Below are 25,093 nucleotides of genomic sequence, written 5' to 3'. Positions count from 1 at the left end.
CAATCAACCGCTAGCCGGGCGAGACCATCAGGTTGGGTGCCAGACGATGGTACCCCTCCTCGTCCAGGCGCATGTCCAGGGCCAGGCTGGCCAAGTCGTCGGCCAACGCTTCGGCTGCTGCGTCGTTTTCCAGGTAGTGCTGCTTGAGGTAGCTGTTGCACCCTGGGCAACACTCGGCACGCAGCGGTGCCTTGCCGGGTCCGTGACGGTCATCGTCGAGCGCGCTGTAGCGCAGGTCTTTGCTGGAGTCGCAGTACACGCACTTGACCCGCACCACGTGCCACTCACAGGCGCACAACGAACAGGCAAGGTAACGCAAGCCGTTGTGCTTGCCACGGTTGCGTACCACGCCCGCCATGGCCGGCGAGCCGCATGCCGGGCATTGGGCAAGGCTGGCAGCGGGCTTGAGTTCGGTGCTTGGCAGCGCCAGCAACCAGCTTGACCAGGCCGCCTGCAAGGCTGCGCCCACGAACGGCACCAGTGCAGGGGGCACGGCATCGTACTGGCCGCTGAGCAGGGCAATTGCCCAACCTTTGCGCTGGGTATCGTCACTGATGCGCAGCCTGTGCAGTGCATCTTGCAGGGGCCCTTGGCCCGACTCATCGAAATGATCGAGCAGCGCCTGCAACCACGCCAGCCATGCGCCTTCGCGCACAAGGCTGTCAGCAGCCAGGGGCGGCAGCCCGTGACTTATGCACAGACGCTGACGGTCCTCGGCAACAGGCAGCGCACTCGGCGGGTTATCCACAAGCTGCTGTTGGATGTGGCAAAGCCGCGCGATCAACTGCAGGTAGTCGCCCATGGCATGGCCCTGGGCCAGGCGCTCCAGGCGAGCCGCCCGCACGTCGAAGAGGTTGCCTGGTGGCAGGTGCAGAAACGGCGGCATGACGGCCGACGCTTCGATCTGCCCAGGTTCAAGTACGGTACTCAAGCGTTCATCCTTCTTTTCGTCGGTGCTCGGTCGGCGTTTTGTCACCGGTCACGTCGCGATACCACAGTTCATGGTGCTTGCGCGCCCAGGCCCGGCTGACCCAGCCATGCAGCATGGCGCCTACCGACCCCTTGATCCAGATGCCGGCGTAGATGTGCACGATGATGCTGAGCACCAGCACGAACGCCGCGAAGGCGTGTAGCAAGGTGGCCAGGCGTATGGCGCCGATGTCGAAGTAGTGACTGAAGTAAGCACGCCAGATCACCACGCCACTGACCATCAGGATCAGCATGCACACTAGCAGCGTCCAGAACAGCAGTTTCTGGCCGGCATTGTACTTGCCGATGGCAGGCACACCGTCCTCCTGATTGCGCATGACCCGATCGATTCTGCGCAACCACAGGCGGTCGTTGGCGGTAATGAAGTTGGCACGCCAGAAACGCACCACTAGGCCCAGGAAGAAAACGAACATCGCCACACCTAGGAACGGGTGCAGGATGCGTGCCCATGGACCGCCGCCGAACAGATTGCTTAGCCAGAACAAGGCGGGATGAAACAGCGCCAGCCCCGACAGGCCCGCCAGAAAGAACAGGATCGCCACTATCCAGTGGTTGCTGCGCTCGTTGGCGTTGTAACGCAGGATAGGCTTGTTGTCGTTCATGGCCGCTGCTCCCCTTGCCCATCAGGCTTGTTCGGATCGAACACATGCACTGCCGGGTCGACTTGGTGCACGCTGGTGTCGGACGCTACAGGCTGCTCGTCCTCCTCGACACGTTGCGGCCCGACCCGTACGTAGTGGAAGAAGCCGGCCAGCACCGCCGCCCCCATGGCCAGCAAGGCCAGCGGCTTGGTGAAGCCCTTCCACAGCCCCACCAGCGGGCTGATCACCGGCTGGTCCGGGAGCCCGGCATACAGCTTAGGTGTGTCGGCATGGTGCAATACGTACATCACATGGGTGCCCCCTACCCCGTCGGGGTCATACAGCCCAGCGTTCTCGTAGCCTCGGGACTTGAGGTCGACGATGCGTTCATCGGCATGCACCTTCATCTCGTCCTTGCTGCCGAAAACGATGGCGCCGGTCGGGCAGGTTTTAACGCAAGCTGGCTCCAGCCCTACGCTGACACGGTCGGAACACAGCGTGCACTTGTAGGCCTTGTGATCCTTCTGGGAAATGCGCGGGATATTGAACGGGCAGCCGGTGATGCAGTAGCCGCAGCCTATGCAATGGTCCTGGTTGAAGTCGACGATGCCGTTGGCGTGCTTGATGATCGCACCTGGGCTTGGGCACGCCTTCAGGCAACCGGGATCTGCGCAGTGCATGCAGCCATCCTTGCGGATGAGCCACTCCAGGTTGCCGTCGTCGCGCTCGTGCTCGGTGAAGCGCATCAATGTCCAGGTTTCGGCGCTCAGGTCCTGAGGGTTGTCGTAGGTCCCGTGGTTGTGCCCAACCTCGTCACGCAACTCGTTCCATTCCGAACACGCCACCTGGCAGGCCTTGCAGCCGATACACTTGGTGGTGTCGATCAGCTTGGCCACCTGCTCCTGCTCGCGTACCGAAGGCGGCACTGTGGTGGTGGCCGACCGGGCGATGATGTCTTGGCTGGCCATCAGAGTTTCTCCACTTTGACGAGGAACGACTTGGACTCCGGTGTCTGGGTATTACCATCACCCAGGAACGGAACCAGGGTGTTGGTCAGGTACCCGTGCCGCGTGGACCCGGTAAAGCCCCAGTGCAGCGGGATGCCGATCTGATGCACCGTCTGGTTGTTGACCTGCAGCGGACGTATCCGCTTGGTCACTACCGCAACCGCATCGATATGCCCGCGCTTGCTCGATACACGCACCCTGTCGCCTGCCTTGATGCCTTTTTCATTGGCCAGGACTTCACCAATCTCGACGAACTGCTCAGGCTGGGCAATGGCGTTGAGCCGGCAATGCTTGCTCCAGAAGTGGAAATGCTCGGTCAGGCGATAGGTGGTGGCCGCGTAGGGGAATTCATCATGTGTGCCCAAGGTTTCCCACACCGAATCGAAGATGCGGCCTGCCGGGTTGCTGACGACCTTCTTGTTGTTCGGGTGCAGGGGGTTGATGCCAATCGGTGTTTCGAAAGGCTCGTAATGCTCGGGGAACGGCCCTTCGGCCATCTTGTCGATGGCGAAGAAACGCGCCACACCCTCGGGGTTCATGATGAATGGGTTCATGCCCGCTTCCGGCGGCGAATCGACCTTGAAATCAGGCACGTCGGTCCCGCCCCACGCCTTGCCGTTCCACCAGACCAGACGCTTCTTCTCCGGATCCCAAGGCTTGCCCTGCGGGTCGCTGGAAGCACGGTTATAGAGAATGCGTCGGTTGGCCGGCCACGCCCACGCCCAGTTCTGGACCTGGTGCATGCCGTAGGGGTCGCTGTTGTCGCGGCGCGCCATCTGGTTGCCCTGCTCGGTCCAGCAACCGGCGAAGATCCAGCAGCCCGAAGCCGTGCTGCCGTCATCCTTGAGCTGGCCGAAGCCCGACAGTTGCTGACCGGACTTGACGGTCGCACCGGTCGGGTCGGTGAAGTCCGTCACGGCCCAGCCGTTCATCTCCTTCGCCAGCTCCTCAGGTGACGGCTCTTCGGCGATCTTGTAGGGCCAGTGAATGTTCAGCAGAGGATCGGGGTAGGTACCCCCTTCCTTCTGGTAACGCTGACGCAAGCGCAGGAACAACTCGCTCATGATCTGCACGTCAGTGCGGGTTTCACCCGGGCCGTCGGCGCCTTTCCAGTGCCATTGCAGCCAGCGGCTGCTGTTGACCAGCGAGCCGTCCTCTTCAGCGAAGCAGGTGGTGGGCAGGCGGATCACCTCGGTCTGGATACCGGCCGTGTTCACATCGTTGAACGGCCCCACGTTGCGCCAGAACTCGGACGTCTCGGTGGCCAGCGGGTCCATGACTACCAACCACTTGAGCTTGGCCAGTGCCGCGGTCACGCGGTTCTTGTCAGGGAGGGCGGCAATCGGGTTGAAACCTTGGCACATGTAGCCGTTGACCTTGCCTTGGCTCATCATCTCGAACATGCGCAGCACGTCGTAGGCAGGCACGTCGAGCTTGGGCAGCCAATCGTAGCCCCAGTTGTTGTCGGCAGTGGCGTTGGGGCCGTACCAGGCTTTCATGAGGCTGACGTGGAACTTGCCGTAGTTCTGCCAGTAGGACAGCTGCCCCGGGCGCAGCGGCTTGGACGCACGCTTGTCGATGAACGCGGCGTAGTCCTGCTCGGCGTCGCCGGCAAGTGTCAGGTAACCCGGCAGCGAGTTGGACAGCAACCCCAGGTCGGTCAGGCCCTGAATGTTGGAGTGTCCCCGCAAGGCATTCACGCCCCCACCTGGCATGCCCACGTTGCCCAACAACAGCTGCACCATCGCCGCGCTGCGGATGATCTGCGCGCCGATCGAATGTTGCGTCCACCCCAGCGCATACAGGATCGTCATGGTCTTGCCCGGCGCCGAGCAGGTGGCGATCTCTTCCCACACCTTCATCATGGCGTCCTGCGGCATGCCACAGGTCATGCTCGCCAATTCTGGGGTGTAGCGGCTGTAGTGCTGCTTCATCAGCTGGAACACACAGCGTGGGTGCTGAAGTGTCGGGTCTATCTTGGCAAAACCGTCCTCGCCCAGCTCGTAACCCCAGCCCGACTTGTCGGCATAAATGCGCTTGCTCTCGTCATAGCCGCTGAACAGGCCATCCTCGAAGCCATAGGTGTCCTTGACGATGAAGGATACGTCGGTGTAATTGCGCACATATTCGTGCTGGATCTTGTCATTGCTCAGCAGGTAATTGATCAACCCGCCCATGAACGCGATGTCGGTACCGGTGCGGATGGGCGCGTAGTAATCGGCCACCGAAGCGGTACGGGTAAACCTTGGGTCGACCACGATCAGCCGCGCCTTGTTGTGCGCCTTGGCCTCGGTCACCCATTTGAAGCCGCACGGATGCGCTTCTGCTGCGTTGCCACCCATCACAAGGACCAGATTCGCGTTGGCGATATCGGACCAGTGGTTGGTCATGGCGCCACGGCCGTACGTCGGGGCAAGACTTGCCACCGTCGGGCCATGTCAGACACGTGCTTGGTTATCGAACCCCAGCATGCCTGTTGCGCGAACAACCTTGTGAGTCAGGTAGCCGGCCTCGCTGGAGGCGGCGGAAGCGGCAAGAAAACCGGTGGTGAGCCAGCGGTTGACCGTCTGCCCCTGGGCATTTTTCTCGATGAAGTTCGCGTCGCGATCTTCCTTCATCAAGGCGGCCACGCGATCGAGCGCTTCGTCCCAGCTGACGCGTACCCACTCGTTGCTACCCGGCTTGCGCACCTCGGGGTACTTGAGACGGCTTGGACTGTGGATGAAGTCGAGCAAACCTGCGCCTTTGGGGCAAAGGGTGCCGCGGTTCACCGGATGGTCGGCGTCACCTTCGATGTGGATGATGTTCTGCTTGACGTTCTTGCCTGCATCACCCTGGCTGTACAGGATCAAGCCGCAGCCGACCGAGCAGTAGGGGCAGGTGTTACGGGTTTCTTTGGTATGCGCCAGCTTGAAGTGGCGCACTTGCTCGGCGAACGCAGGCGTTGGGGCCATGCCCAGCGCCGCAAGGCTCGAGCCTCCAAGGCCGACGGCGGCGACCTTGAAGAATTGCCGACGGTTGAGATCCATCGTGCACTCCTGATCAGATTTGGACGCACGGAACATGGCCGGCGCCTCTTGGTAGTCACGGTGACGGCGGTTTGATGACCGCCAACAGGTAAGACTAGCAAGGAATCGAAAAGGTGCGATGACGTGGGTCAGGTAGGCTGAAGATAGATCATACATCTCAGCACGTGGCTGCTCGCCGACAAAGGCTATGACGCGCAAGCGTTGCGTCAGTACTTCGACCGGTGCCGCATACAGCCCGTCATTCCGAAGCGCTCGATGAAGCGCAAGCCTAAGCCGGGTTTGCCCAGGTTGTTCGACCGGCGCAAATACCGACAACACCATGTCCATCGAGCGCATGTTCGGCTGGCTGAAAAAAGATCGCCCCCTTGGAACGGGTCTCGACAAGCTCGCAGAAGTCATGCCGTGATGGTCTCACTGACTTGCTCCATGCGGTGTTTACGTTGCCTTTCTCCGTACCCTACCTAGCGCTCAGATATTGAGACGGACAGTAGCCCCCGCAGTGGCCGCGTGGTCAGTTGAAAGATCATTGAGTAGTTATAGAAAAATTGTCATCTCCCAAGTAACTAAGTTTAACGTCGTCATTGACGTATGTGCCGTCCGGAGCAATGAACTTGTAACGTGACAGTAGAAACGCTTCCTGGCTGACCTCGCTGCTGGCGTGAAGTCGGGTACCAATTGCAAACAGGACGCCACCCACACTGAATATTGGCCCAGGGTACATCTGTATGTACTGCAGCAAGGTAGGGCCTGCCACTCTGTTGTACGTAATCGTTTCAGGGCCTAGAACGAGCGTACCGAAGCCCACCAAGGCGATGATGATACCTACCGCCATCACGAACCAGCCAGAATATTCAGCACCTCTATCGCGACCCTTGAGATATGCCGCGTAGTCTTCGCTGAACCCCGAAACGTGATAGTCCCCAGTCGACGCTGTCAGTTTTATCTCCCGCTGTTCAGTTCCTGATTGCATGAGCCTCTCCTTGTCAAAGCTGAGATACTAAGCAATATTGGCACTGCATAGTCGGTGTCATGCAAACTTGGGAAAGACCCTACGGCAGAAGGAGAAAGTTCATTGAGTACTGTTCTTACTCGCCAACAAACTTAATAGTTGACCATGCCCCAAGTATAAAAAACCCGGAGCAATTGCCCCGGGTTTTTACTGTAGCGCGATGCCCTACCGTTCAAATCAGAACGGAATATCATCATCAAAGCTGTCGAAGTCAGCCGCCGGTTGCGGCGCTGGCTGCTGCGGCGCCGGGCGCTGTTGCTGTTGCGGGCGCGGGGCCTGCTGGCGCGCAGGTTGCTGGTTGTACTGTTGCTGCTGACCGCCACCTTGGTTGTAGTTGTTACCGCCACCCTGGTTGTACGGGTCGCCGCCGCCTTGCTGGTTCTGCGGACGGCCGCCCAGCAGCTGCATGGTGCCGTTGATGTCAACGATGATTTCAGTGGTGTAGCGCTTGATGCCGTCTTTTTCCCACTCACGGGTCTGCAGCTTGCCTTCGATGTAGCACTGCGAACCTTTGCGCAGGTACTCGCCGGCAATCTCAGCAACCTTGCCGAACAGCGACACACGGTGCCATTCGGTACGCTCGACCTTCTGGCCCGACTGCTTGTCGGTCCATTGCTCGCTGGTTGCCAGGCTCAGGTTGGTCACGGCATTACCGTTGGGCAGGTAGCGGACTTCGGGATCCTGGCCACAGGTACCGACCAGAATGACTTTGTTAACCCCACGGGCCATAACGTTCTCCTAGGCTTCGCACGCCGCTGAGGCCGGATTGATCAGGCGCTCCAGGGTCGTACGGTCCAAAATTTTCGTATCCAGTTTGATATAGACGGCTGATTCTTCCGAGACCACAACGGCGTCGGTCACGCCGGGCACGGCCATCAACCGTGCAGCCAGGCCAGCATCCTTGGCGGCCTCCGGCGACAAAGGCATGCGCAAGCTGGTCACATACGGTGGCTCGTTCATGCTCAAGGCAACGGCCAACCAGATGGCACACAGTATCGCGCAGCCAAGGAACACGGTGTTCAGCCCACCATGCTGGAACAGCCAGCCACCCAGGATGCCCCCTAGCGCAGCACCGAGAAACTGGCTGGTGGAGTACACCCCCATCGCCGTTCCCTTGCCACCTGCTGGCGACACCTTGCTGACCAGCGAAGGCAACGAAGCCTCCAGCAGGTTGAATGCGGTGAAGAATACCACGGTGCCGATCACCAGTCCGCGCAAACCGTCAGCCCACTGCCAGAAGAATAGCTCGACCAACAGCAATACGCTGACGGCCCCTGCCAGCACACGTTTCATCTTGCGCTTTTTTTCGCCGTAGATGATGAACGGTACCATTGCAAAAAATGAGACGAACAGCGCGGTCAGGTAGACCCACCAGTGTTGTTCCTTGGGCAGTCCGCCGCGCTCGACGAAGGCCAGAGGCAGCGCGACGAAGCTGGCCATGAGAATGGCATGCAGGATGAAGATGCTCACATCCAGCCGTAGAAGGTCCGGGTGACGCAGGGTCGGGCCGATGGCCTGACGCGCAACGCCCGATTCGCGATGCTGCAGAATGTTGTGCGTGGCAGGTACCACGAAGGCAATCAACGCGATGCCAACCAAGGCCAAGCCGGCCGTTGCAAGGAACAATCCTGACAAGCCAAAGGCACTTGTCAGCAAAGGCCCGACGACCATTGCCACTGCAAAGGAAAGACCAATGCTCATCCCGATCATGGCCATGGCCTTGGTGCGGTGCTGTTCCCGGGTGAGGTCCGACAGCAGCGCCATCACCGCCGCCGAAATGGCGCCGGCCCCTTGCAGGATGCGCCCTGCGATGATGCCCCAGATGGAATCGGCCTGGGCTGCCAGGACGCTGCCCAGGGCAAACACGATCAAGCCCAGGTAGATGACGGGTCGACGGCCGATGCGGTCTGAAATCATCCCGAAGGGAATCTGCAACACGGCCTGGGTGAGGCCATAGGCGCCAATGGCCAGGCCAATCAGCGCGGGCGTGGCGCCGGCCAGGTCCATGCCATAGGTGGCCAGGACCGGCAAGACCATGAACATGCCCAGCATACGAAAAGCGAAGACCAGAGCCAGACCGCCGGCGGCGCGGGTTTCATTGCCGCTCATGCGCTCGTTGTGGGTGTCGTGCATGGATTAATCTCGTGTGAACCGGCGGCGATTCTATCAGTCCGACAGCTTGACGGCATCTACGCGACGCTTTGCCGCGTACTGGCAGGGCGCCGTATAATTCTTCGTTTATGCCCGCCGAGCGAGGCCGCAGTGGACAAGATCCTGATTCGTGGGGCACGTACCCACAACCTGAAGAACATCGACCTGACCCTGCCCCGGGACAAGCTCATCGTCATTACCGGCCTGTCGGGCTCGGGCAAGTCATCCCTGGCCTTCGATACGCTGTACGCCGAGGGCCAGCGTCGTTATGTGGAATCGCTGTCGGCGTATGCCCGCCAGTTCCTCTCGATGATGGAAAAGCCTGACGTCGATACCATCGAAGGGCTGTCACCGGCCATTTCCATCGAACAGAAATCCACCTCACACAACCCCCGCTCCACCGTCGGCACCATCACCGAGATCTACGACTACTTGCGCCTGCTGTACGCCAGGGTCGGGACACCCCGCTGCCCAGACCATGACATACCACTGGAAGCGCAAACGGTCAGCCAGATGGTCGACCTGGTACTGGAGCGCCCGGAAGGCAGCAAGTTGATGCTCCTGGCCCCGGTCATCCGTGAGCGCAAGGGTGAGCACCTGGCGGTGTTCGACGAGCTGCGCGCCCAAGGCTTCGTCCGCGCCCGCGTCAACGGCAAACTCTACGAACTGGACGAGTTGCCCAAGCTGGACAAGCAGAAAAAGCACAGTATCGATGTGGTGGTCGATCGTTTCAAAGTGCGTGCCGATCTTCAGCAGCGATTGGCCGAGTCGTTCGAGACCGCGTTGAAGCTGGCGGATGGTATCGCGCTGATCGCTCCCATGGACGACGAGAAAGGCGAAGAGACCATTTTTTCGGCGCGCTTTGCCTGCCCCATTTGCGGTCATGCGATCAGCGAACTGGAACCCAAGCTGTTCTCGTTCAACAACCCGGCCGGTGCCTGCCCGACCTGTGATGGCCTGGGCGTTAAGCAGTATTTCGATACCAAGCGCCTGGTCAATGCGGAACTGACCTTGGCCGAAGGCGCCATTCGCGGGTGGGATCGCCGTAACGTCTACTACTTCCAGATGCTGGGGTCGCTGGCTGCGCATTATGACTTCAGCCTGGACGAAGCATTCGGCGAGCTTGCGCCGGAGCATCAGAAGGTGATCCTGCAAGGCAGCGGCAAGCACAGCGTGGACTTCAAGTACCTCAACGACCGGGGTGACATCGTCAAGCGCTCGCACCCGTTCGAAGGGATCATCCCCAACCTGGAACGCCGCTACCGCGAAACCGAGTCCAATACCGTACGCGAGGAACTGGCCAAGTACCTGGGCACCCAGCCGTGCCCGGACTGCCGTGGCACGCGGCTGCGGCGCGAGGCGCGTCATGTGTGGGTCGGTGAGAAGACGCTGCCGGCGGTCGCCAATATGCCGATCGGTGACGCCAGTGGCTACTTCAGCACGCTGACCCTGACCGGTCGCCGTGGCGAAATCGCGGCCAAGATTCTCAAGGAAATCTGCGAACGGTTGCAGTTCCTGGTGAACGTGGGCCTGGATTACCTCACCCTTGACCGTAGCGCAGAAACCCTGTCCGGTGGTGAGGCTCAGCGCATCCGCCTCGCCAGCCAGATCGGGGCAGGCTTGGTGGGGGTGATGTATATCCTGGACGAGCCGTCCATTGGCCTTCATCAGCGCGACAACGATCGCTTGCTCGCCACCCTCAATCACCTGCGTGATCTGGGCAACACGGTAATCGTCGTCGAGCATGACGAGGATGCGATCCGCCTGGCCGACTACGTGGTGGACATTGGGCCAGGGGCCGGCGTGCATGGCGGCAAGATCGTCGCTGAGGGTACACCTCAGGAAGTCATGGACCACCCGGACTCCGTAACCGGCCAGTACCTGTCCGGCCGTAGAAAGATCGTGGTCCCTGCCAAGCGCACACCGCGCGACAAAAAGCTGCAGCTCAAGCTCAAGGGCGCACGTGGCAACAACCTTCAGAACGTCGATCTGGAAATCCCCATCGGGCTGCTGACCTGCGTGACCGGCGTCTCAGGCTCCGGCAAGTCCACGCTCATCAACAACACCCTGTTCCCGCTCGCAGCCACCGCCCTGAACGGCGCGAGCAGCCTGGAAGCGGCGCCCCATGCCAGCATGGACGGGTTGCAGCACCTGGACAAGGTGGTGGATATCGACCAGAGCCCCATCGGCCGCACCCCCCGGTCCAACCCTGCCACCTACACAGGGATCTTCACGCCGATCCGCGAGCTGTTCTCTGGGGTGCCTGAATCACGCTCGCGCGGGTATGGCCCAGGCCGGTTCTCGTTCAACGTGAAAGGCGGGCGCTGCGAAGCGTGCCAGGGCGACGGCCTGATCAAGGTGGAAATGCATTTCCTCCCGGACATCTACGTGCCTTGCGATGTGTGCAAGAGCAAGCGCTACAACCGCGAAACCCTGGAGATCAAGTACAAGGGCAAGAACATCCACGAGGTGCTGGAAATGACCATCGAGGATGCGCGTGAGTTCTTCGATGCGGTGCCTGCATTGGCGCGCAAGCTCCAAACCCTGATGGACGTAGGGCTTTCCTACATCAAGCTAGGTCAATCGGCGACGACGCTTTCGGGGGGCGAAGCCCAGCGCGTGAAGCTGTCACGGGAGCTGTCCAAGCGCGATACCGGTAAGACCTTGTATATCCTGGACGAGCCTACTACGGGCCTGCACTTCGCCGATATCCAGCAGCTGCTGGATGTTCTGCACCGGCTTCGTGACCATGGCAACACCGTGGTGGTCATCGAGCACAACCTGGACGTCATCAAGACAGCCGATTGGCTGGTGGACCTCGGGCCAGAGGGCGGCTCAAAGGGTGGGCAGATCATCGCATGCGGTACGCCCGAGGAACTGAGCAAGATGAAACAATCCTACACCGGGCACTACCTCAAGCCTCTGCTGGAGCGAGACCGAGCGTGATGAACGTGAAGGGGCGCCTAGGCGCCCCTTTCTTATCGGCTCATCGCTTTCATGCTAGAGCCACTACAAGGCCCAAGCACAATGCAATCGAAGCATTACATCTGTGATTGCAGGTAATTCTGCAGACCGATCGCCTTGATCAAGCCTTGCTGCTTCTCGAGCCAATAGGTGTGATCTTCCTCGGTATCGGCCAATTGCGCGCGCAGAATGTCACGGCTCACATAATCCTTGTGCAGTTCGCACAACTCGATCCCCTTGCAAAGCGCCGCTCGCACTTTGTATTCGAGCTTCAAATCCGCTTCGATCATTTCAGGGACAGTGGTTCCCACTTCGAGATCGTCCGCACGCATGTCCGGGGTGCCCTCGAGCATGAGAATGCGGCGCATCAAAGCGTCAGCGTGCTGCGCCTCTTCTTCCATCTCATGGTTGATGCGCTCGTAGAGCTTGGTCAGGCCCCAGTCTTCGTACATGCGCGAGTGAATGAAGTACTGGTCACGTGCAGCCAGTTCGCCCTTCAGCAGCATGACGAGGTAATTGATGACGTCTGGGTGGCCTTGCATCGCCGGGGTTCTCCATGTGAAAGCGTGTATGCCGCATAGTGTGAACCACGTTGTGCGCTTGGTCACTGAAAACCGCGCGACTCACTGGAAAAAATCGGGCAAACGGTAGTGATATTCATTGAAAAACCGCCCAAATGAGGGCGGTTATTCTTATCACTTCGACTTAGGCGATATTCATCCCAAGCGCCTTTGCGACACCTGCCCCGTAAGCGGGATCGGCTTTGAAGAAGTATTGCAATTGACGCTGGATGACATCGTCGGTAACTCCGGACATGGCCCCCGCAATGTTGTTGACCAGTAGCTCCTGCTGCGCCTGGCTCATCAGCCGGAACAGGGCGCCCGCGTGGCTGAAGTAATCGGTGTCCTCGCGATGATCATACCGGTCGGCCAAACCATTCAGCGCAAGCCCAGGCTCACCATGACGCGGCGATTGCTTGGGAGCATCCGCGTAGCTGTTGGGCTCATAATTGGGTGCCCCACCGTAGGTACCCAGCGCCATCGAGCCATCACGCTGGTAGCTGTTGACAGCACACCGGGGGGCATTCACCGGCAATTGCTGATGGTTGGTGCCTACCCGATAGCGGTGCGCATCGGCATAGGCGAACACGCGGCCTTGCAGCATGCGATCAGGTGACAGCCCCACCCCAGGCACCATGTTGCTCGGACCGAATGCAGCCTGCTCGACTTCGGCGAAGTAGTTCAGTGGGTTGCGGTTGAGCTCCAGTACACCCACTTCGATCAGCGGGTAATCTTTCTGCGACCAGGTCTTGGTCACGTCGAACGGATTTTCGGAACGGTTCGCGGCCTCTGCTTCAGCCATGACCTGAATGCACACCGTCCAGCGCGGGTGGTCGCCACGCTCGATGGCCTGGTACAGGTCGCGCTGGGCGTAATCCGGATCGGTGCCGGCCAGACGCGCAGCTTCAGCAGGCGCCAGGTTCTTGATGCCCTGCTGGGTCTTGAAGTGCCATTTGACCCACGTACGCTGACCGTCGGCGCTGATCAAGCTGTAGGTATGACTGCCGAAGCCGTGCATATGCCGATAACCGTCGGGGATACCGCGGTCCGAAAACAAGATCGTAACCTGGTGCAGCGCTTCCGGCGAATGAGACCAGAAGTCCCACATCATTTGGGCATTCTTCAGATTGGTCTGAGGATGGCGTTTTTGCGTGTGAATGAAGTCTGGAAACTTCAGTGGATCACGGATGAAGAACACCGGCGTGTTATTGCCGACGATGTCCCAGTTGCCTTCTTCCGTATAGAACTTGACCGCAAACCCTCGTGGGTCACGCTCTGTGTCGGCCGAGCCACGCTCCCCACCTACCGTGGAAAATCGCAGAAACGTTTCGGTCTGCTTGCCAATTTGCTCAAACAGTTTCGCACTGGTGAGGTGAGTAATGTCGCGCGTCACCGTGAACGTACCGTAGGCACCAGAGCCTTTGGCATGCACACGTCGCTCAGGAATGTTTTCGCGGTTGAAATGCGCCAGCTTCTCGATCAGGTGGAAGTCATCGAGCAGCAATGGACCGCGTTGACCTGCGGTACGGGAGTTCTGGTTATCCGCTACAGGGGCACCGCTGGCGGTAGTAAGCGTTTTGCTCATGGGCTCTCCTCGATCAGTCTCAAATGCCTGTTTATCGGCTTGAGAGGATTATCAGCAGAATTAGCCCTACCTGGAAATTTATTGAATTACTGACTGTGATAGATAGTTTTAATAACCTGAAATACAAAAAACCGGGCACTAGGCCCGGTTCTTTGTAGCAGACAAAACGTCTTACTCGGCAGCTTCTACAGCACCACCGACTGGACGATCAACCAGCTCGACGTACGCCATTGGCGCGTTGTCGCCAGCGCGGAAACCGCATTTCAGGATGCGCAGGTAACCGCCCTGACGGGTGGCGTAGCGCTTGCCCAGATCGTTGAACAGTTTACCAACAGCGGACTTCGAACGGGTACGGTCGAAGGCCAGACGACGGTTGGCAACGCTGTCTTCCTTGGCCAGGGTGATCAGCGGCTCGGCAACGCGACGCAGTTCCTTGGCTTTCGGCAGGGTGGTTTTGATCAGCTCGTGCTCGATCAACGACACTGCCATGTTCTGGAACATAGCCTTGCGGTGAGAGCTGGTGCGGCTCAGGTGACGTCCACTTTTACGATGACGCATGATTCATTCCTTACCAAACACTACGTTCGGTGATTACGACGATCAGGCGGTCGCCTTGTCGTCCTTCTTAAGACTTGCAGGCGGCCAGTTGTCGAGGCGCATGCCGAGAGACAGACCACGAGAGGCCAGGACGTCCTTGATTTCAGTCAGGGACTTCTTGCCAAGGTTAGGAGTCTTCAACAGCTCTACTTCGGTACGCTGAATCAGGTCGCCGATGTAGTAGATGTTCTCCGCCTTCAGGCAGTTGGCCGAACGTACAGTCAGTTCCAGGTCGTCAACCGGACGTAGCAGGATCGGATCGATCTCGTCTTCCTGCTCGACTACGACAGGCTCACTGTCACCTTTGAGGTCGACGAACGCGGCCAACTGCTGTTGCAGGATGGTCGCAGCGCGGCGGATAGCCTCTTCAGGATCCAGGGTGCCGTTGGTTTCCAGATCAATGACCAGCTTGTCCAAGTTGGTACGCTGTTCAACACGTGCGTTCTCGACCACATAGGCGATACGACGCACAGGGCTGAACGAAGCGTCCAACTGCAGACGGCCAATGCTACGGCTTTCGTCTTCGTCGGTCTGACGGGAGTCGGCCGGCTCGTAACCGCGACCACGAGCTACAGTGAGCTTCATGTTCAGGGCGCCATTCGACGCCAGGTTCGCGATTACGTGATCGGGGTTGACGATCTCGACATCGTGATCCAGCTGAATATCGGCAGCGGTAACCACCCCCGAACCCTTTTTCGACAAGGTCAGCGTAACTTCGTCACGACCGTGCAGTTTGATAGCCAGGCCTTTCAGGTTCAACAGGATTTCAATGACATCTTCCTGTACACCTTCGATCGCGGAGTACTCGTGGAGTACGCCATCGATCTCGGCCTCGACTACTGCACAGCCAGGCATGGAGGACAACAGGATGCGGCGCAGCGCGTTGCCCAGGGTATGGCCGAAGCCACGCTCGAGAGGCTCGAGCGTGATCTTGGCGCGGGTCGGACTGACTACCTGCACATCAATGTGGCGGGGAGTCAGGAACTCATTTACCGAAATCTGCATGGATGCACCTATTTTCTAGCCCTTACTTGGAGTAGAGCTCGACAATCAGGTTTTCGTTGATGTCGGCAGACAGGTCGCTGCGAGCAGGAACGTTCTTGAAAACGCCCGACTTTTTGGCAGCATCCACGTCAACCCACTCAACGCGGCCACGCTGGGCACACAGTTCAAGGGCTTGAACAATGCGCAGCTGGTTCAGCGACTTCTCACGAACCGCGACCACGTCACCCGGACGAACTTGGTAGGATGGAATGTTTACAGTCTTACCGTTGACGCTGATCGCTTTGTGCGAAACCAGCTGACGGGACTCGGAACGAGTCGAGCCGAAGCCCATACGGTAAACGACGTTATCCAGACGGCACTCGAGCAGTTGCAGCAGGTTCTCACCGGTTGCGCCTTTTTTCGAGGCAGCAGCTTGGTAGTAACCGCGGAACTGACGCTCCAGAACACCGTAGATACGACGGACTTTTTGTTTCTCGCGCAGCTGGGTACCGTAGTCGGACTGACGGCCACGGCGCTGGCCGTGGATACCTGGGGCTGCTTCGATGTTGCACTTCGATTCCAGAGCGCGAACGCCGCTCTTCAGGAACAGATCGGTGCCTTCACGACGAGACAGTTTGCATTTTGGACCAATGTAACGTGCCATTTATCTGTCTCCTGATTACACGCGACGCTTCTTCGGCGGACGGCACCCGTTATGCGGGATTGGCGTCACGTCGGTGATGCTGGCGATCTTGTAGCCGCAGCTGTTCAATGCACGAACGGCGGACTCACGACCTGGACCTGGACCCTTGACGTTTACGTCGAGGTTCTTCAGACCGTATTCCAGCGCAGCTTGACCAGCACGCTCAGCAGCGATCTGAGCTGCGAACGGGGTGGATTTGCGCGAACCACGGAAACCCGAACCACCGGAGGTCGCCCAGGACAAAGCATTGCCCTGACGGTCGGTGATGGTCACGATGGTGTTGTTAAAAGAAGCGTGGATGTGGGCGATGCCATCAACCACTGTCTTTTTGACTTTTTTACGAGGACGAGCAGCAGGTTTTGCCATGTCTATATTCCTGGGCGATTACTTGCGGATCGGCTTACGCGGGCCCTTACGGGTGCGTGCGTTGGTCTTGGTGCGCTGACCGCGAACCGGCAGACCTTTACGATGACGCAGGCCGCGGTAGCAACCCAGGTCCATCAAGCGCTTGATCTTCATGTTTACGTCACGGCGCAGGTCACCTTCGGTGGTGAACTTCGCGACTTCGCCACGCAGGGTTTCGATTTGCTCGTCGCTCAGATCCTTGATCTTAGCGGCTGGATTTACACCAGCATCTACACAGATTTTCTGTGCAGTAGTGCGACCGACACCATAGATGTAGGTCAGCGAGATAACAGTATGCTTGTTATCTGGAATGTTAACGCCTGCAATACGGGCCATTCAGTGGGACTCCAATTGACAGCTACCTACGCCCCGGAAGCCAAGAAATAGGGCGCGAGATAATATCGCTGTAGAAACAAATAATCAACCCAGCAGCACACTAGCTGCTGGGTTTGAAGCGCGAATCACACTCAGCCTTGGCGCTGTTTGTGACGCGGTTCCGCGCTGCAGATCACTCGTACGACGCCTTCGCGACGGATGATCTTGCAGTTGCGGCACAGCTTTTTCACCGATGCACGAACTTTCATTACCGACTCCTCGAACCTTAGGGGCTTATCAGCGCAGCAAACCGCTGCCACCGTAGCCTTTCAGGTTGGCTTTCTTCATCAGGGATTCGTACTGGTGCGAAACGAGGTGCGATTGTACTTGGGACATGAAGTCCATCACAACCACTACCACAATCAGCAACGAGGTCCCGCCAAGGTAGAACGGCACATTTGCTGCCACCACCAGGAACTGGGGCAGAAGGCAGACGGCCATCATGTAAAGAGCACCGAACATGGTCAGACGAGTCAGAACGCCATCAATGTAGCGCGCCGACTGCTCACCAGGACGGATACCCGGAATAAAGGCACCGGACTTCTTCAGGTTTTCCGCTACGTCTTTCGGATTGAACATCAATGCTGTGTAGAAGAAGCAGAAGAAAATGATCCCTGCACTAAACAGCAGAATGTTCAACGGCTGACCAGGAGCGATCGACTGCGAGATGTCCTGCAGCCAGCCCATACCTTCGGACTGACCGAACCAGGCACCCAGCGAAGCCGGGAACAGCAAGATGCTGCTCGCGAAGATGGCCGGGATAACCCCCGCCATGTTCACCTTCAGCGGCAAGTGGCTGGTCTGCGCAGCGAAGACCTTGCGGCCCTGCTGGCGCTTGGCGTAATGAACGGCAATACGCCGCTGACCACGCTCGATGAACACCACGAAACCGATGATCGCTACTGCCAGCAAACCGATAGCGACCAGGGCGAAAATGTTGATATCACCCGTGCGTGCAGACTCGAAAGACTGCCCGATTGCTCTCGGAAGACCGGCAACGATACCTGCGAAAATCAACATCGAGATACCGTTGCCCACACCGCGCTCGGTGATCTGCTCGCCCAGCCACATCATGAACATTGCGCCTGCCACAAAGGTGGAGACGGCAACGACATGGAAGCCGAGGCCTACAGAAAACGCCACGCCCTGGTTGGCCAGGCCAATGGACATGCCAATGGCTTGGACCAGCGCCAGGATAACGGTGCCGTAGCGGGTGTACTGGCTGATCTTGCGACGGCCAGCTTCACCTTCCTTCTTCAACTGCTCCAGTTGCGGGCTGACCGCGGTCATCAGCTGCATGATGATCGATGCCGAAATGTACGGCATGATCCCCAATGCAAAGATGCTCATGCGCTCAAGCGCGCCACCGGAAAACATGTTGAACAAGCTAAGAATGGTCCCCTCATTCTGCCGAAACAGATCCGCCAGACGGTCCGGATTGATGCCGGGAACCGGGATATGCGCACCTATCCGATAGACGATGATCGCCATGAACAGAAAGCGCAGACGAGCCCAGAGTTCCGACATCCCGCCCTTACCGAGCGAAGAGAGAGCACCTTGCTTAGCCATTTATTCCTCGAACTTGCCGCCAGCTGCTTCGATAGCCGCACGCGCACCCTTGGTGGCTGCGATACCCTTGATGGTGACTGCGCGAGTGACTTCGCCAGACAGCATGATTTTCACACGCTGTACGTTCTGGCCGATCACGTTGGCATCCTTCAGGGATTGCACGGAGATCACGTCGCCGTCCACTTTGGCCAACTCGGACAGACGCACTTCTGCGCGGTCCATGGCTTTCAGGGAAACGAAGCCGAACTTCGGCAGACGACGGTGCAGCGGCTGTTGACCGCCTTCGAAGCCCGGAGCGATGGTGCCACCGGAACGGGAGGTCTGACCTTTGTGACCACGGCCACCAGTCTTACCCAAACCGCTACCGATACCACGGCCCGGACGATGCTTCTCGCGACGGGAACCCGGCGCTGGACTCAGATCATTGAGTTTCATTGATTAACCCTCGACCTTCAGCATGTAGTAAGCCTTGTTGATCATCCCGCGGTTCTCGGGAGTATCCTGGACTTCTACAGTGTGACCGATGCGACGCAGACCCAGGCCTTTAACGCACAGAATGTGGTTAGGCAGACGGCCGGCGGTGCTTTTGATCAGCGTTACTTTAACGGTTGCCATGATCAGAAGATCTCCTCGACGCTCTTGCCGCGCTTGGCAGCAATGGATTCAGGAGATTGCATGGCTTTCAGACCCTTGAAGGTGGCGTAAACCACGTTCACTGGGTTGGTCGAACCGTAGCACTTGGCCAGAACGTTCTGAACACCAGCAACTTCCAGGACGGCACGCATTGCGCCACCGGCGATGATACCGGTACCTTCCGAGGCAGGCTGCATGTAAACCTTCGAGGCGCCGTGGGCGGCCTTGGTGGCGTACTGCAGAGTGGTGCCCTTCAGGTCTACCTGAATCATGTTGCGACGAGCAGCTTCCATGGCTTTCTGGATCGCGGCAGGTACTTCGCGCGACTTGCCACGGCCGAAGCCAACACGACCCTTGCCATCACCCACCACGGTCAGCGCGGTGAAGGTGAAGATACGGCCGCCTTTTACGGTTTTGGCAACGCGGTTAACTTGAACCAGCTTCTCGATGTAGCCTTCGTCGCGCTTTTGATCGTTATTTGCCATAACTTAGAACTCCAGCCCGCCTTCACGAGCAGCATCAGCCAGCGCTTTGACGCGGCCATGGTACTTGAAGCCGGAACGGTCAAAGGCAACTTGAGATACACCGGCGGCTTTCGCACGCTCAGCTACCAGCTTGCCAACCTTAGTGGCCGCGTCGATGTTGCCAGTGGCGCCATCACGCAGGTCTTTGTCCAAGGTCGAGGCGCTTGCCAGAACCTTGCTGCCGTCGGCCGAAATGACCTGGGCGTAGATATGCTGCGAGGAGCGGAACACGCACAGGCGCACGACTTCGAGTTCGTGCATCTTGAGACGTGCTTTGCGAGCGCGACGCAGTCGAGTAACTTTTTTGTCGGTCATTTGCTAGGCCCTACTTCTTCTTGGCTTCTTTACGACGGACTACTTCGTCCGCGTAACGCACACCCTTGCCTTTGTAAGGCTCTGGCGGACGGAAATCGCGGATTTCAGCGGCCACCTGACCCACCAGCTGCTTATCGATACCCTTGATCAGGATGTCGGTTTGGCTTGGGGTTTCTGCGGTGATACCGGCTGGCAGTTCGTAGTCCACTGGATGCGAGAAGCCCAGAGCCAGGTTCAGGACGGTGCCTTTTGCCTGTGCCTTGTAACCAACACCGACCAGCTGGAGCTTGCGCTCGAAGCCTTGGCTTACGCCTTGGACCATGTTGTTCACCAGAGCGCGGGTAGTACCGGCCATGGCGCGAGCTTGCTGATCACCGTTGCGAGCGACGAAGCGCAGTTCGCCGGACTCTTCGGTAACTTCAACAGACGAGTGAACGTTCAGTTCGAGAGTGCCCTTGGCACCCTTCACCGAAAGCTGCTGGCCGGCGAATTTTACTTCGACGCCTGCTGGCAGCTTAACGGGGTTCTTAGCGACGCGAGACATGCCTATCTCCCCTTAGAACACTGTGCACAGAACTTCGCCGCCGACACCGGCAGCGCGCGCAGCGCGGTCAGTCATCACACCTTTGTTGGTGGAGACGATAGACACGCCCAGGCCGCCACGTACTTTCGGCAGATCTGTGACGGACTTGTACTGGCGCAGGCCTGGACGGCTGGAGCGCTTCAGTTCCTCGATGACCGGACGGCCTTCGAAGTACTTGAGTTCGATCGACAGGGAAGGCTTGGCTTCACCAGTTACCTGGTAACCAGCGATGTAACCTTCATCTTTCAGAACTTTGGCAACCGCGACCTTCAGGGTGGAGGAAGGCATGCTTACGACGGACTTTTCAGCCATCTGGGCATTACGGATGCGAGTTAGCATGTCCGCTAACGGGTCCTGCATACTCATGGGCTAGATGCTCCTGATACAAGAATTATTAGCCTTGCGGCTATCACAACCACCTGAACAGGCAGGGCAAGAAGCCCAGGCTCAGGTGAGCCGGTCATTCTAGACACAAGCCAGAAACGAAACAAGCCCCATGTAGGGGCTTGTTCGTGGGAAGCGTCACCGGCGGTCGGAAGATTAACCCCCTACGCCGACGACTCAACCTGCAGCGATTACCAGGAGGCCTTGACCAGACCTGGTACGTCGCCACGCATTGCCGCTTGACGCAGCATGTTACGGCCCAGGCCGAACTTACGGTATACACCGTGAGGACGACCGGTCAGGCGGCAACGGTTGCGCAGGCGTGCAGCGCTAGCATCGCGAGGCTGCTTTTGCAGAGCGACAACGGCAGCGAAACGCTCTTCAGGAGAGGCGTTCAGATTGACGATGGTCGCTTTCAGCTCAGCGCGCTTTTTAGCGTACTTGGCTACCGTTTGCTGACGCTTCAGCTCACGGTTTTTCATGCTCTTCTTGGCCATTTTCCTACTCCAATCAGTTGCGGAACGGGAACTTGAAAGCACGCAGCAGAGCGCGGCCTTCGTCGTCCGAACGAGCAGTGGTGGTCAGGGTGATGTCCAAACCGCGCAGAGCATCGATCTTGTCGTAGTCGATTTCCGGGAAGATGATCTGCTCTTTCACGCCCATGCTGTAGTTGCCACGACCGTCGAAGGACTTGGCATTCAGGCCGCGGAAGTCGCGAACCCGAGGCAGGGAGATCGCCAGCAGGCGGTCCAGGAATTCGTACATCTTGTCGCTACGCAGGGTCACCTTGACGCCGATCGGCCAGCCTTCGCGGACTTTGAAGCCAGCGATGGATTTGCGAGCGAAAGTCACGACCGGCTTTTGACCGGTGATCTTTTCCAGGTCGGCAACAGCGTGCTCGATGACCTTCTTGTCACCGATCGCTTCGCCCAGACCCATGTTCAGGGTGATTTTGGTAACGCGCGGAACTTCCATCACGTTCGACAGCTTAAGTTCATCCTTAAGCTTAGGAGCGATCTCGTTCCGGTAAATCTCTTTCAGTCGTGCCATGGTCTTCTACCTAGCAGTGTTCAAGCATCAACCGCTTTTTGGGTCGACTTGAAGACACGAATTTTCTTACCGTCTTCTACTTTGAAACCAACGCGGTCAGCCTTGTTGGTTTCACCGTTGAAGATGGCAACGTTGGAAGCGTGCAGAGGCGCTTCTTTTTCGACGATACCGCCCTGAACGCCCGCCATCGGGTTAGGCTTGGTATGACGCTTGACCAGGTTCACACCACCGATGACCAGACGGTCGTCAGCGAGAACCTTCAGCACCTTACCGCGCTTACCTTTGTCTTTGCCGGCGATCACGATGATCTCGTCGTCACGACGAATCTTTTGCATGTCGGATCTCCTTACAGCACTTCAGGGGCGAGCGAGACGATCTTCATGAACTTCTCAGTACGAAGTTCACGGGTCACTGGCCCGAAGATGCGAGTGCCGATCGGCTCTTGCTTGTTGTTCAGCAGAACAGCAGCGTTGCCGTCGAAACGAATGATGGAACCGTCAGCGCGACGAACACCGTGACGGGTGCGCACGACAACAGCAGTCATCACTTGGCCTTTTTTGACCTTACCGCGCGGAATTGCTTCCTTGACGGTAACTTTGATGATGTCACCGATGCCGGCGTAACGGCGGTGAGAACCGCCGAGCACCTTGATGCACATGACGCGACGAGCGCCGCTGTTATCGGCCACATCGAGCATGGATTGAGTCTGAATCATAAAATTTCTCCGACCCCTAGCCCTTAGACTTCAACAGCGCGTTCGAGGACTTCAACCAGTGCCCAGGACTTGGTCTTGGCCAGCGGACGGGTTTCGGTAATGGAAACCTTGTCGCCGATCTTGCACTGATTGGTTTCGTCGTGCGCGTGCAGCTTAGTCGAACGCTTAACGTATTTACCGTAGATCGGGTGCTTAACGCGACGCTCGATCAGAACGGTGATGGTCTTGTCCATTTTGTCGCTGACGACACGGCCAGTCAGCGTACGGACGGTTTTTTCAGCTTCAGCCATGATCACTTACCTGCCTGCTGGTTGAGCACAGTCTTCACGCGAGCGATGTCACGCTTGACTTGCGAGAGCAGGTGCGACTGCCCCAACTGGCCAGTTGCTTTCTGCATACGCAGATTGAACTGGTCGCGCAGCAAGCCGAGCAGTTGCTCGTTCAGTTGCTGTGCGGATTTTTCACGAAGTTCATTCGCTTTCATCACATCACCGTCCGCTTAACAAAGGAGGTGGCGAGAGGCAGCTTCGCAGCGGCCAGAGCGAAAGCTTCGCGCGCCAGCTCTTCAGAAACACCCTCGATCTCGTACAGGACTTTGCCTGGCTGGATCTGGGCAACCCAGTACTCAACGGAACCCTTACCTTTACCCATACGAACCTCGAGAGGTTTCTTGGAGATCGGCTTGTCCGGGAATACACGGATCCAGATCTTGCCGCCACGTTTTACGTGACGGGTCAGCGCACGACGTGCGGACTCGATCTGGCGGGCGGTGAGGCGACCGCGAGCAACAGCTTTCAGGGCGAATTCGCCGAAGCTGACTTTGCTACCGCGCAGTGCCAGACCACGGTTGTGGCCAGTCATCTGCTTGCGGAATTTTGTACGCTTAGGTTGCAACATTTGGCGTACCCCTTACTTAGCAGCTTTTTTACGAGGCGCTGGTGCTTGTGGTTTCAGTTCTTCTTGGCGACCACCAATAACTTCGCCTTTGAAAATCCAAACCTTCACACCGATCACACCGTAAGTGGTGTGAGCTTCGTAGGTGTTGTAGTCGATATCGGCACGCAGGGTGTGCAGAGGCACACGACCTTCGCGATACCACTCGGTACGAGCAATCTCAGCGCCGCCGAGACGACCGCTCACCTGGATCTTGATGCCCTTGGCACCAATACGCATGGCGTTCTGTACGGCGCGCTTCATGGCGCGACGGAACATAACGCGGCGTTCCAGCTGCTGAGCTACGCTTTGCGCAACCAGCATGGCGTCGAGTTCCGGCTTGCGGATCTCTTCGATGTTGATGTGCACAGGCACACCCATCTGCTTGGTCAGGTCCTGGCGCAGCTTCTCGACATCCTCACCTTTCTTCCCGATAACGATACCTGGACGAGCGGTGTGGATGGTGATGCGTGCAGTTTGAGCCGGACGATGAATATCGATACGGCTTACGGACGCGCTTTTTAGTTTGTCGTGGAGGTACTCACGCGTTTTCAGATCCTTCAACAGGTAATCTGCGTAAGTAGCACCGTCTGCGTACCAGACGGAGGTGTGCTCCTTGACGATTCCCAGGCGAATGCCAGTGGGATGTACTTTCTGACCCATCTGATCGACTCCGTTACTTGTCCGCAACCTTGACAGTGATATGGCAAGACCGCTTGACGATGCGATCAGCACGGCCTTTGGCACGTGGCATGATGCGCTTCAGCGAACGCCCTTCGTTGACGAAGACGGTGGAGACCTTCAGGTCATCAACGTCTGCGCCTTCGTTGTGTTCGGCGTTGGCTACGGCCGACTCGAGGACTTTCTTCATGATTTCAGCGGCTTTTTTGCTGCTGAAGGCCAACAGGTTGAGCGCTTCGCCCACCTTCTTCCCGCGGATCTGGTCGGCGACCAAGCGGGCTTTCTGGGCGGAGATTCGAGCGCCCGACAACTTAGCGGCTACTTCCATTTCCTTACCCCTTAACGCTTGGCTTTCTTGTCAGCCACGTGCCCGCGATAGGTGCGGGTACCGGCGAACTCGCCCAGTTTGTGGCCGACCATGTCTTCGTTCACGAGAACTGGAACATGCTGGCGACCGTTGTGAACCGCGATGGTCAGACCGACCATTTGTGGCAGGATCATCGAGCGACGCGACCAGGTTTTAACTGGTTTGCGATCGTTCTTCTCCACCGCCACTTCGACCTTCTTCAAGAGGTGAAGATCGATAAAAGGACCTTTTTTCAGAGAACGTGGCACTGTCGTATCCCTCTAGTTACTTGCGACGACGGACGATCATGTTGTCGGTACGCTTATTACCACGGGTTTTAGCACCCTTGGTTGGGAAGCCCCATGGCGATACCGGATGACGACCACCGGAGGTACGACCTTCACCACCACCATGTGGGTG

33 protein-coding genes and 2 pseudogenes are annotated in these 25,093 nt (G+C 58.2%); 2 read left to right on the top strand and 33 right to left on the bottom strand.

Annotation, left to right across the window (positions count from 1 at the left end):
* Nucleotides 1-10 precede the first annotated feature (10 nt).
* From fdhE to fdnG, 4 genes are read right to left on the bottom strand one after another with little or no spacing between them, the layout of a single operon-like run.
* Entirely contained in the window at nt 11-931 is a 921-nt protein-coding gene (gene fdhE, locus B2S33_RS17565; RefSeq protein WP_197874201.1) for a formate dehydrogenase accessory protein FdhE, read from the bottom strand.
* 4 nt (nt 932-935) lie between these two features.
* Nucleotides 936-1,592, bottom strand: a complete 657-nt coding sequence (locus B2S33_RS17560; RefSeq protein ID WP_288650736.1) for a formate dehydrogenase subunit gamma — start codon at nt 1,590-1,592, stop codon at nt 936-938.
* Nucleotides 1,589-2,539: a formate dehydrogenase subunit beta gene (fdxH, locus tag B2S33_RS17555; RefSeq protein ID WP_028687677.1), complete on the bottom strand. Its 951-nt coding sequence runs from the start codon at nt 2,537-2,539 to the stop codon at nt 1,589-1,591. Before fdxH ends, B2S33_RS17560 begins: the two co-directional genes overlap by 4 nt.
* Nucleotides 2,539-5,607 (bottom strand): formate dehydrogenase-N subunit alpha, encoded by a 3,069-nt coding sequence (gene fdnG, locus B2S33_RS17550; protein ID WP_288650734.1) that lies wholly within the window; start codon nt 5,605-5,607, stop codon nt 2,539-2,541. The genes fdxH and fdnG overlap by 1 nt, the downstream gene beginning before the upstream one ends.
* Before the next feature lie 165 nt (nt 5,608-5,772).
* Here fdnG and B2S33_RS17545 point away from each other — a divergent pair.
* Nucleotides 5,773-6,072, top strand: a pseudogene (locus B2S33_RS17545) (transposase); the annotation flags it as partial.
* A gap of 58 nt (nt 6,073-6,130) precedes the next feature.
* Here the strand turns inward: B2S33_RS17545 and B2S33_RS17540 are convergent.
* The 3 genes from B2S33_RS17540 to B2S33_RS17530 all read right to left on the bottom strand — a co-directional run bounded on the left by B2S33_RS17540 (nt 6,131) and on the right by B2S33_RS17530 (nt 8,749).
* Nucleotides 6,131-6,577, bottom strand: a complete 447-nt coding sequence (locus tag B2S33_RS17540; protein ID WP_050587330.1) for a hypothetical protein — start codon at nt 6,575-6,577, stop codon at nt 6,131-6,133.
* 216 nt (nt 6,578-6,793) lie between these two features.
* Complete coding sequence (locus B2S33_RS17535; protein WP_023534972.1) at nt 6,794-7,345, bottom strand: single-stranded DNA-binding protein; 552 nt, start codon at nt 7,343-7,345, stop codon at nt 6,794-6,796.
* A gap of 9 nt (nt 7,346-7,354) precedes the next feature.
* Entirely contained in the window at nt 7,355-8,749 is a 1,395-nt protein-coding gene (locus tag B2S33_RS17530) for an MFS transporter (RefSeq protein WP_023534992.1), read from the bottom strand.
* Between the two features lie 129 nt (nt 8,750-8,878).
* Here B2S33_RS17530 and uvrA point away from each other — a divergent pair, with 129 nt between their 5' ends.
* Nucleotides 8,879-11,713 (top strand): excinuclease ABC subunit UvrA, encoded by a 2,835-nt coding sequence (uvrA, locus tag B2S33_RS17525; RefSeq protein ID WP_028687678.1) that lies wholly within the window; start codon nt 8,879-8,881, stop codon nt 11,711-11,713.
* A gap of 95 nt (nt 11,714-11,808) precedes the next feature.
* Here the strand turns inward: uvrA and bfr are convergent, their stop codons facing one another.
* The 26 genes and pseudogenes from bfr to B2S33_RS17395 all read right to left on the bottom strand — a co-directional run.
* On the bottom strand, nt 11,809-12,273 hold the full coding sequence (gene bfr, locus B2S33_RS17520; protein ID WP_023534970.1) for a bacterioferritin: 465 nt from the start codon (nt 12,271-12,273) through the stop codon (nt 11,809-11,811).
* A 163-nt stretch (nt 12,274-12,436) separates the two neighbouring features.
* Nucleotides 12,437-13,876 (bottom strand): catalase, encoded by a 1,440-nt coding sequence (locus B2S33_RS17515; RefSeq protein WP_197874202.1) that lies wholly within the window; start codon nt 13,874-13,876, stop codon nt 12,437-12,439.
* A 171-nt stretch (nt 13,877-14,047) separates the two neighbouring features.
* Nucleotides 14,048-14,434 (bottom strand): 50S ribosomal protein L17, encoded by a 387-nt coding sequence (rplQ, locus tag B2S33_RS17510; protein WP_003255451.1) that lies wholly within the window; start codon nt 14,432-14,434, stop codon nt 14,048-14,050.
* A 42-nt stretch (nt 14,435-14,476) separates the two neighbouring features.
* A complete protein-coding gene (locus B2S33_RS17505) occupies nt 14,477-15,478 on the bottom strand; it encodes a DNA-directed RNA polymerase subunit alpha (RefSeq protein WP_003255452.1) in 1,002 nt (333 codons plus the stop codon).
* Between the two features lie 22 nt (nt 15,479-15,500).
* Entirely contained in the window at nt 15,501-16,121 is a 621-nt protein-coding gene (gene rpsD, locus B2S33_RS17500; protein WP_003257114.1) for a 30S ribosomal protein S4, read from the bottom strand.
* Nucleotides 16,122-16,136: 15 nt separating this feature from the next.
* The gene (gene rpsK, locus B2S33_RS17495; protein WP_003255454.1) at nt 16,137-16,526 is read right to left on the bottom strand and encodes a 30S ribosomal protein S11; all 390 of its coding nucleotides are present in this window, start codon (nt 16,524-16,526) and stop codon (nt 16,137-16,139) included.
* Nucleotides 16,527-16,544: 18 nt separating this feature from the next.
* The gene (rpsM, locus tag B2S33_RS17490) at nt 16,545-16,901 is read right to left on the bottom strand and encodes a 30S ribosomal protein S13 (protein WP_009681976.1); all 357 of its coding nucleotides are present in this window, start codon (nt 16,899-16,901) and stop codon (nt 16,545-16,547) included.
* 131 nt (nt 16,902-17,032) lie between these two features.
* Entirely contained in the window at nt 17,033-17,149 is a 117-nt protein-coding gene (gene rpmJ / locus B2S33_RS17485; RefSeq protein ID WP_002555468.1) for a 50S ribosomal protein L36, read from the bottom strand.
* Nucleotides 17,150-17,177: 28 nt separating this feature from the next.
* Complete coding sequence (gene secY / locus B2S33_RS17480; RefSeq protein ID WP_003257108.1) at nt 17,178-18,509, bottom strand: preprotein translocase subunit SecY; 1,332 nt, start codon at nt 18,507-18,509, stop codon at nt 17,178-17,180.
* Nucleotides 18,510-18,944, bottom strand: coding sequence for a 50S ribosomal protein L15 (rplO, locus tag B2S33_RS17475; RefSeq protein WP_023535012.1), 435 nt, complete (start codon nt 18,942-18,944; stop codon nt 18,510-18,512).
* Nucleotides 18,945-18,947: 3 nt separating this feature from the next.
* Entirely contained in the window at nt 18,948-19,124 is a 177-nt protein-coding gene (gene rpmD / locus B2S33_RS17470) for a 50S ribosomal protein L30 (protein WP_023535007.1), read from the bottom strand.
* A gap of 2 nt (nt 19,125-19,126) precedes the next feature.
* Nucleotides 19,127-19,627, bottom strand: coding sequence for a 30S ribosomal protein S5 (rpsE, locus tag B2S33_RS17465; protein WP_003255465.1), 501 nt, complete (start codon nt 19,625-19,627; stop codon nt 19,127-19,129).
* Between the two features lie 3 nt (nt 19,628-19,630).
* Nucleotides 19,631-19,981, bottom strand: coding sequence for a 50S ribosomal protein L18 (gene rplR / locus B2S33_RS17460; RefSeq protein WP_008089801.1), 351 nt, complete (start codon nt 19,979-19,981; stop codon nt 19,631-19,633).
* A gap of 10 nt (nt 19,982-19,991) precedes the next feature.
* Nucleotides 19,992-20,525: a 50S ribosomal protein L6 gene (gene rplF / locus B2S33_RS17455; RefSeq protein ID WP_009681972.1), complete on the bottom strand. Its 534-nt coding sequence runs from the start codon at nt 20,523-20,525 to the stop codon at nt 19,992-19,994.
* 12 nt (nt 20,526-20,537) lie between these two features.
* Nucleotides 20,538-20,930, bottom strand: coding sequence for a 30S ribosomal protein S8 (gene rpsH, locus B2S33_RS17450; RefSeq protein ID WP_008089805.1), 393 nt, complete (start codon nt 20,928-20,930; stop codon nt 20,538-20,540).
* A 209-nt stretch (nt 20,931-21,139) separates the two neighbouring features.
* Complete coding sequence (rpsN, locus tag B2S33_RS17445) at nt 21,140-21,445, bottom strand: 30S ribosomal protein S14 (protein ID WP_023534988.1); 306 nt, start codon at nt 21,443-21,445, stop codon at nt 21,140-21,142.
* A 13-nt stretch (nt 21,446-21,458) separates the two neighbouring features.
* Nucleotides 21,459-21,998 (bottom strand): 50S ribosomal protein L5, encoded by a 540-nt coding sequence (gene rplE, locus B2S33_RS17440; RefSeq protein ID WP_023535025.1) that lies wholly within the window; start codon nt 21,996-21,998, stop codon nt 21,459-21,461.
* Nucleotides 21,999-22,018: 20 nt separating this feature from the next.
* Entirely contained in the window at nt 22,019-22,333 is a 315-nt protein-coding gene (rplX, locus tag B2S33_RS17435; protein WP_003255476.1) for a 50S ribosomal protein L24, read from the bottom strand.
* 11 nt (nt 22,334-22,344) lie between these two features.
* On the bottom strand, nt 22,345-22,713 hold the full coding sequence (gene rplN, locus B2S33_RS17430; RefSeq protein WP_002555479.1) for a 50S ribosomal protein L14: 369 nt from the start codon (nt 22,711-22,713) through the stop codon (nt 22,345-22,347).
* 23 nt (nt 22,714-22,736) lie between these two features.
* Nucleotides 22,737-23,003 (bottom strand): 30S ribosomal protein S17, encoded by a 267-nt coding sequence (gene rpsQ, locus B2S33_RS17425; RefSeq protein ID WP_023534981.1) that lies wholly within the window; start codon nt 23,001-23,003, stop codon nt 22,737-22,739.
* Nucleotides 23,004-23,005: 2 nt separating this feature from the next.
* Nucleotides 23,006-23,197, bottom strand: a complete 192-nt coding sequence (gene rpmC / locus B2S33_RS17420; protein ID WP_002555481.1) for a 50S ribosomal protein L29 — start codon at nt 23,195-23,197, stop codon at nt 23,006-23,008.
* Nucleotides 23,197-23,610: a 50S ribosomal protein L16 gene (rplP, locus tag B2S33_RS17415; RefSeq protein ID WP_003255479.1), complete on the bottom strand. Its 414-nt coding sequence runs from the start codon at nt 23,608-23,610 to the stop codon at nt 23,197-23,199. The genes rpmC and rplP overlap by 1 nt, the downstream gene beginning before the upstream one ends.
* Before the next feature lie 12 nt (nt 23,611-23,622).
* On the bottom strand, nt 23,623-24,309 hold the full coding sequence (gene rpsC / locus B2S33_RS17410; RefSeq protein ID WP_023535026.1) for a 30S ribosomal protein S3: 687 nt from the start codon (nt 24,307-24,309) through the stop codon (nt 23,623-23,625).
* Between the two features lie 13 nt (nt 24,310-24,322).
* Nucleotides 24,323-24,655: a 50S ribosomal protein L22 gene (rplV, locus tag B2S33_RS17405; protein ID WP_003103908.1), complete on the bottom strand. Its 333-nt coding sequence runs from the start codon at nt 24,653-24,655 to the stop codon at nt 24,323-24,325.
* 11 nt (nt 24,656-24,666) lie between these two features.
* On the bottom strand, nt 24,667-24,942 hold the full coding sequence (rpsS, locus tag B2S33_RS17400; protein WP_003255482.1) for a 30S ribosomal protein S19: 276 nt from the start codon (nt 24,940-24,942) through the stop codon (nt 24,667-24,669).
* Between the two features lie 16 nt (nt 24,943-24,958).
* Nucleotides 24,959-25,093: pseudogene (locus B2S33_RS17395) on the bottom strand (50S ribosomal protein L2); the annotation flags it as partial.

Origin of the sequence: Pseudomonas sp. UBA5568, from assembly GCF_002425525.1 — a bacterium.
Lineage (GTDB): Bacteria > Pseudomonadota > Gammaproteobacteria > Pseudomonadales > Pseudomonadaceae > Aquipseudomonas > Aquipseudomonas fulva.
The sequence above is the reverse complement of the archived record's forward strand: the minus strand, read 5'-3'. Positions and strand labels throughout refer to the sequence as shown.

Coding starts and splice junctions, on each gene's coding strand:
- B2S33_RS17560 (WP_288650736.1), bottom strand. CDS start 1,592: ATGAACGACAACAAGCCTATCCTGCGTTACAACGCCAACGAGCGCAGC.
- fdxH (WP_028687677.1), bottom strand. CDS start 2,539: ATGGCCAGCCAAGACATCATCGCCCGGTCGGCCACCACCACAGTGCCG.
- B2S33_RS17540 (WP_050587330.1), bottom strand. CDS start 6,577: ATGCAATCAGGAACTGAACAGCGGGAGATAAAACTGACAGCGTCGACT.
- B2S33_RS17535 (WP_023534972.1), bottom strand. CDS start 7,345: ATGGCCCGTGGGGTTAACAAAGTCATTCTGGTCGGTACCTGTGGCCAG.
- B2S33_RS17530 (WP_023534992.1), bottom strand. CDS start 8,749: ATGCACGACACCCACAACGAGCGCATGAGCGGCAATGAAACCCGCGCC.
- bfr (WP_023534970.1), bottom strand. CDS start 12,273: ATGCAAGGCCACCCAGACGTCATCAATTACCTCGTCATGCTGCTGAAG.
- B2S33_RS17515 (WP_197874202.1), bottom strand. CDS start 13,876: ATGAGCAAAACGCTTACTACCGCCAGCGGTGCCCCTGTAGCGGATAAC.
- rplQ (WP_003255451.1), bottom strand. CDS start 14,434: ATGCGTCATCGTAAAAGTGGACGTCACCTGAGCCGCACCAGCTCTCAC.
- B2S33_RS17505 (WP_003255452.1), bottom strand. CDS start 15,478: ATGCAGATTTCGGTAAATGAGTTCCTGACTCCCCGCCACATTGATGTG.
- rpsD (WP_003257114.1), bottom strand. CDS start 16,121: ATGGCACGTTACATTGGTCCAAAATGCAAACTGTCTCGTCGTGAAGGC.
- rpsK (WP_003255454.1), bottom strand. CDS start 16,526: ATGGCAAAACCTGCTGCTCGTCCTCGTAAAAAAGTCAAAAAGACAGTG.
- rpsM (WP_009681976.1), bottom strand. CDS start 16,901: ATGGCCCGTATTGCAGGCGTTAACATTCCAGATAACAAGCATACTGTT.
- rpmJ (WP_002555468.1), bottom strand. CDS start 17,149: ATGAAAGTTCGTGCATCGGTGAAAAAGCTGTGCCGCAACTGCAAGATC.
- secY (WP_003257108.1), bottom strand. CDS start 18,509: ATGGCTAAGCAAGGTGCTCTCTCTTCGCTCGGTAAGGGCGGGATGTCG.
- rplO (WP_023535012.1), bottom strand. CDS start 18,944: ATGAAACTCAATGATCTGAGTCCAGCGCCGGGTTCCCGTCGCGAGAAG.
- rpmD (WP_023535007.1), bottom strand. CDS start 19,124: ATGGCAACCGTTAAAGTAACGCTGATCAAAAGCACCGCCGGCCGTCTG.
- rpsE (WP_003255465.1), bottom strand. CDS start 19,627: ATGGCAAATAACGATCAAAAGCGCGACGAAGGCTACATCGAGAAGCTG.
- rplR (WP_008089801.1), bottom strand. CDS start 19,981: ATGACCGACAAAAAAGTTACTCGACTGCGTCGCGCTCGCAAAGCACGT.
- rplF (WP_009681972.1), bottom strand. CDS start 20,525: ATGTCTCGCGTCGCTAAGAACCCCGTTAAGCTGCCAGCAGGCGTCGAA.
- rpsH (WP_008089805.1), bottom strand. CDS start 20,930: ATGAGTATGCAGGACCCGTTAGCGGACATGCTAACTCGCATCCGTAAT.
- rpsN (WP_023534988.1), bottom strand. CDS start 21,445: ATGGCCAAGAAGAGCATGAAAAACCGTGAGCTGAAGCGTCAGCAAACG.
- rplE (WP_023535025.1), bottom strand. CDS start 21,998: ATGGCACGACTGAAAGAGATTTACCGGAACGAGATCGCTCCTAAGCTT.
- rplX (WP_003255476.1), bottom strand. CDS start 22,333: ATGCAAAAGATTCGTCGTGACGACGAGATCATCGTGATCGCCGGCAAA.
- rplN (WP_002555479.1), bottom strand. CDS start 22,713: ATGATTCAGACTCAATCCATGCTCGATGTGGCCGATAACAGCGGCGCT.
- rpsQ (WP_023534981.1), bottom strand. CDS start 23,003: ATGGCTGAAGCTGAAAAAACCGTCCGTACGCTGACTGGCCGTGTCGTC.
- rpmC (WP_002555481.1), bottom strand. CDS start 23,197: ATGAAAGCGAATGAACTTCGTGAAAAATCCGCACAGCAACTGAACGAG.
- rplP (WP_003255479.1), bottom strand. CDS start 23,610: ATGTTGCAACCTAAGCGTACAAAATTCCGCAAGCAGATGACTGGCCAC.
- rpsC (WP_023535026.1), bottom strand. CDS start 24,309: ATGGGTCAGAAAGTACATCCCACTGGCATTCGCCTGGGAATCGTCAAG.
- rplV (WP_003103908.1), bottom strand. CDS start 24,655: ATGGAAGTAGCCGCTAAGTTGTCGGGCGCTCGAATCTCCGCCCAGAAA.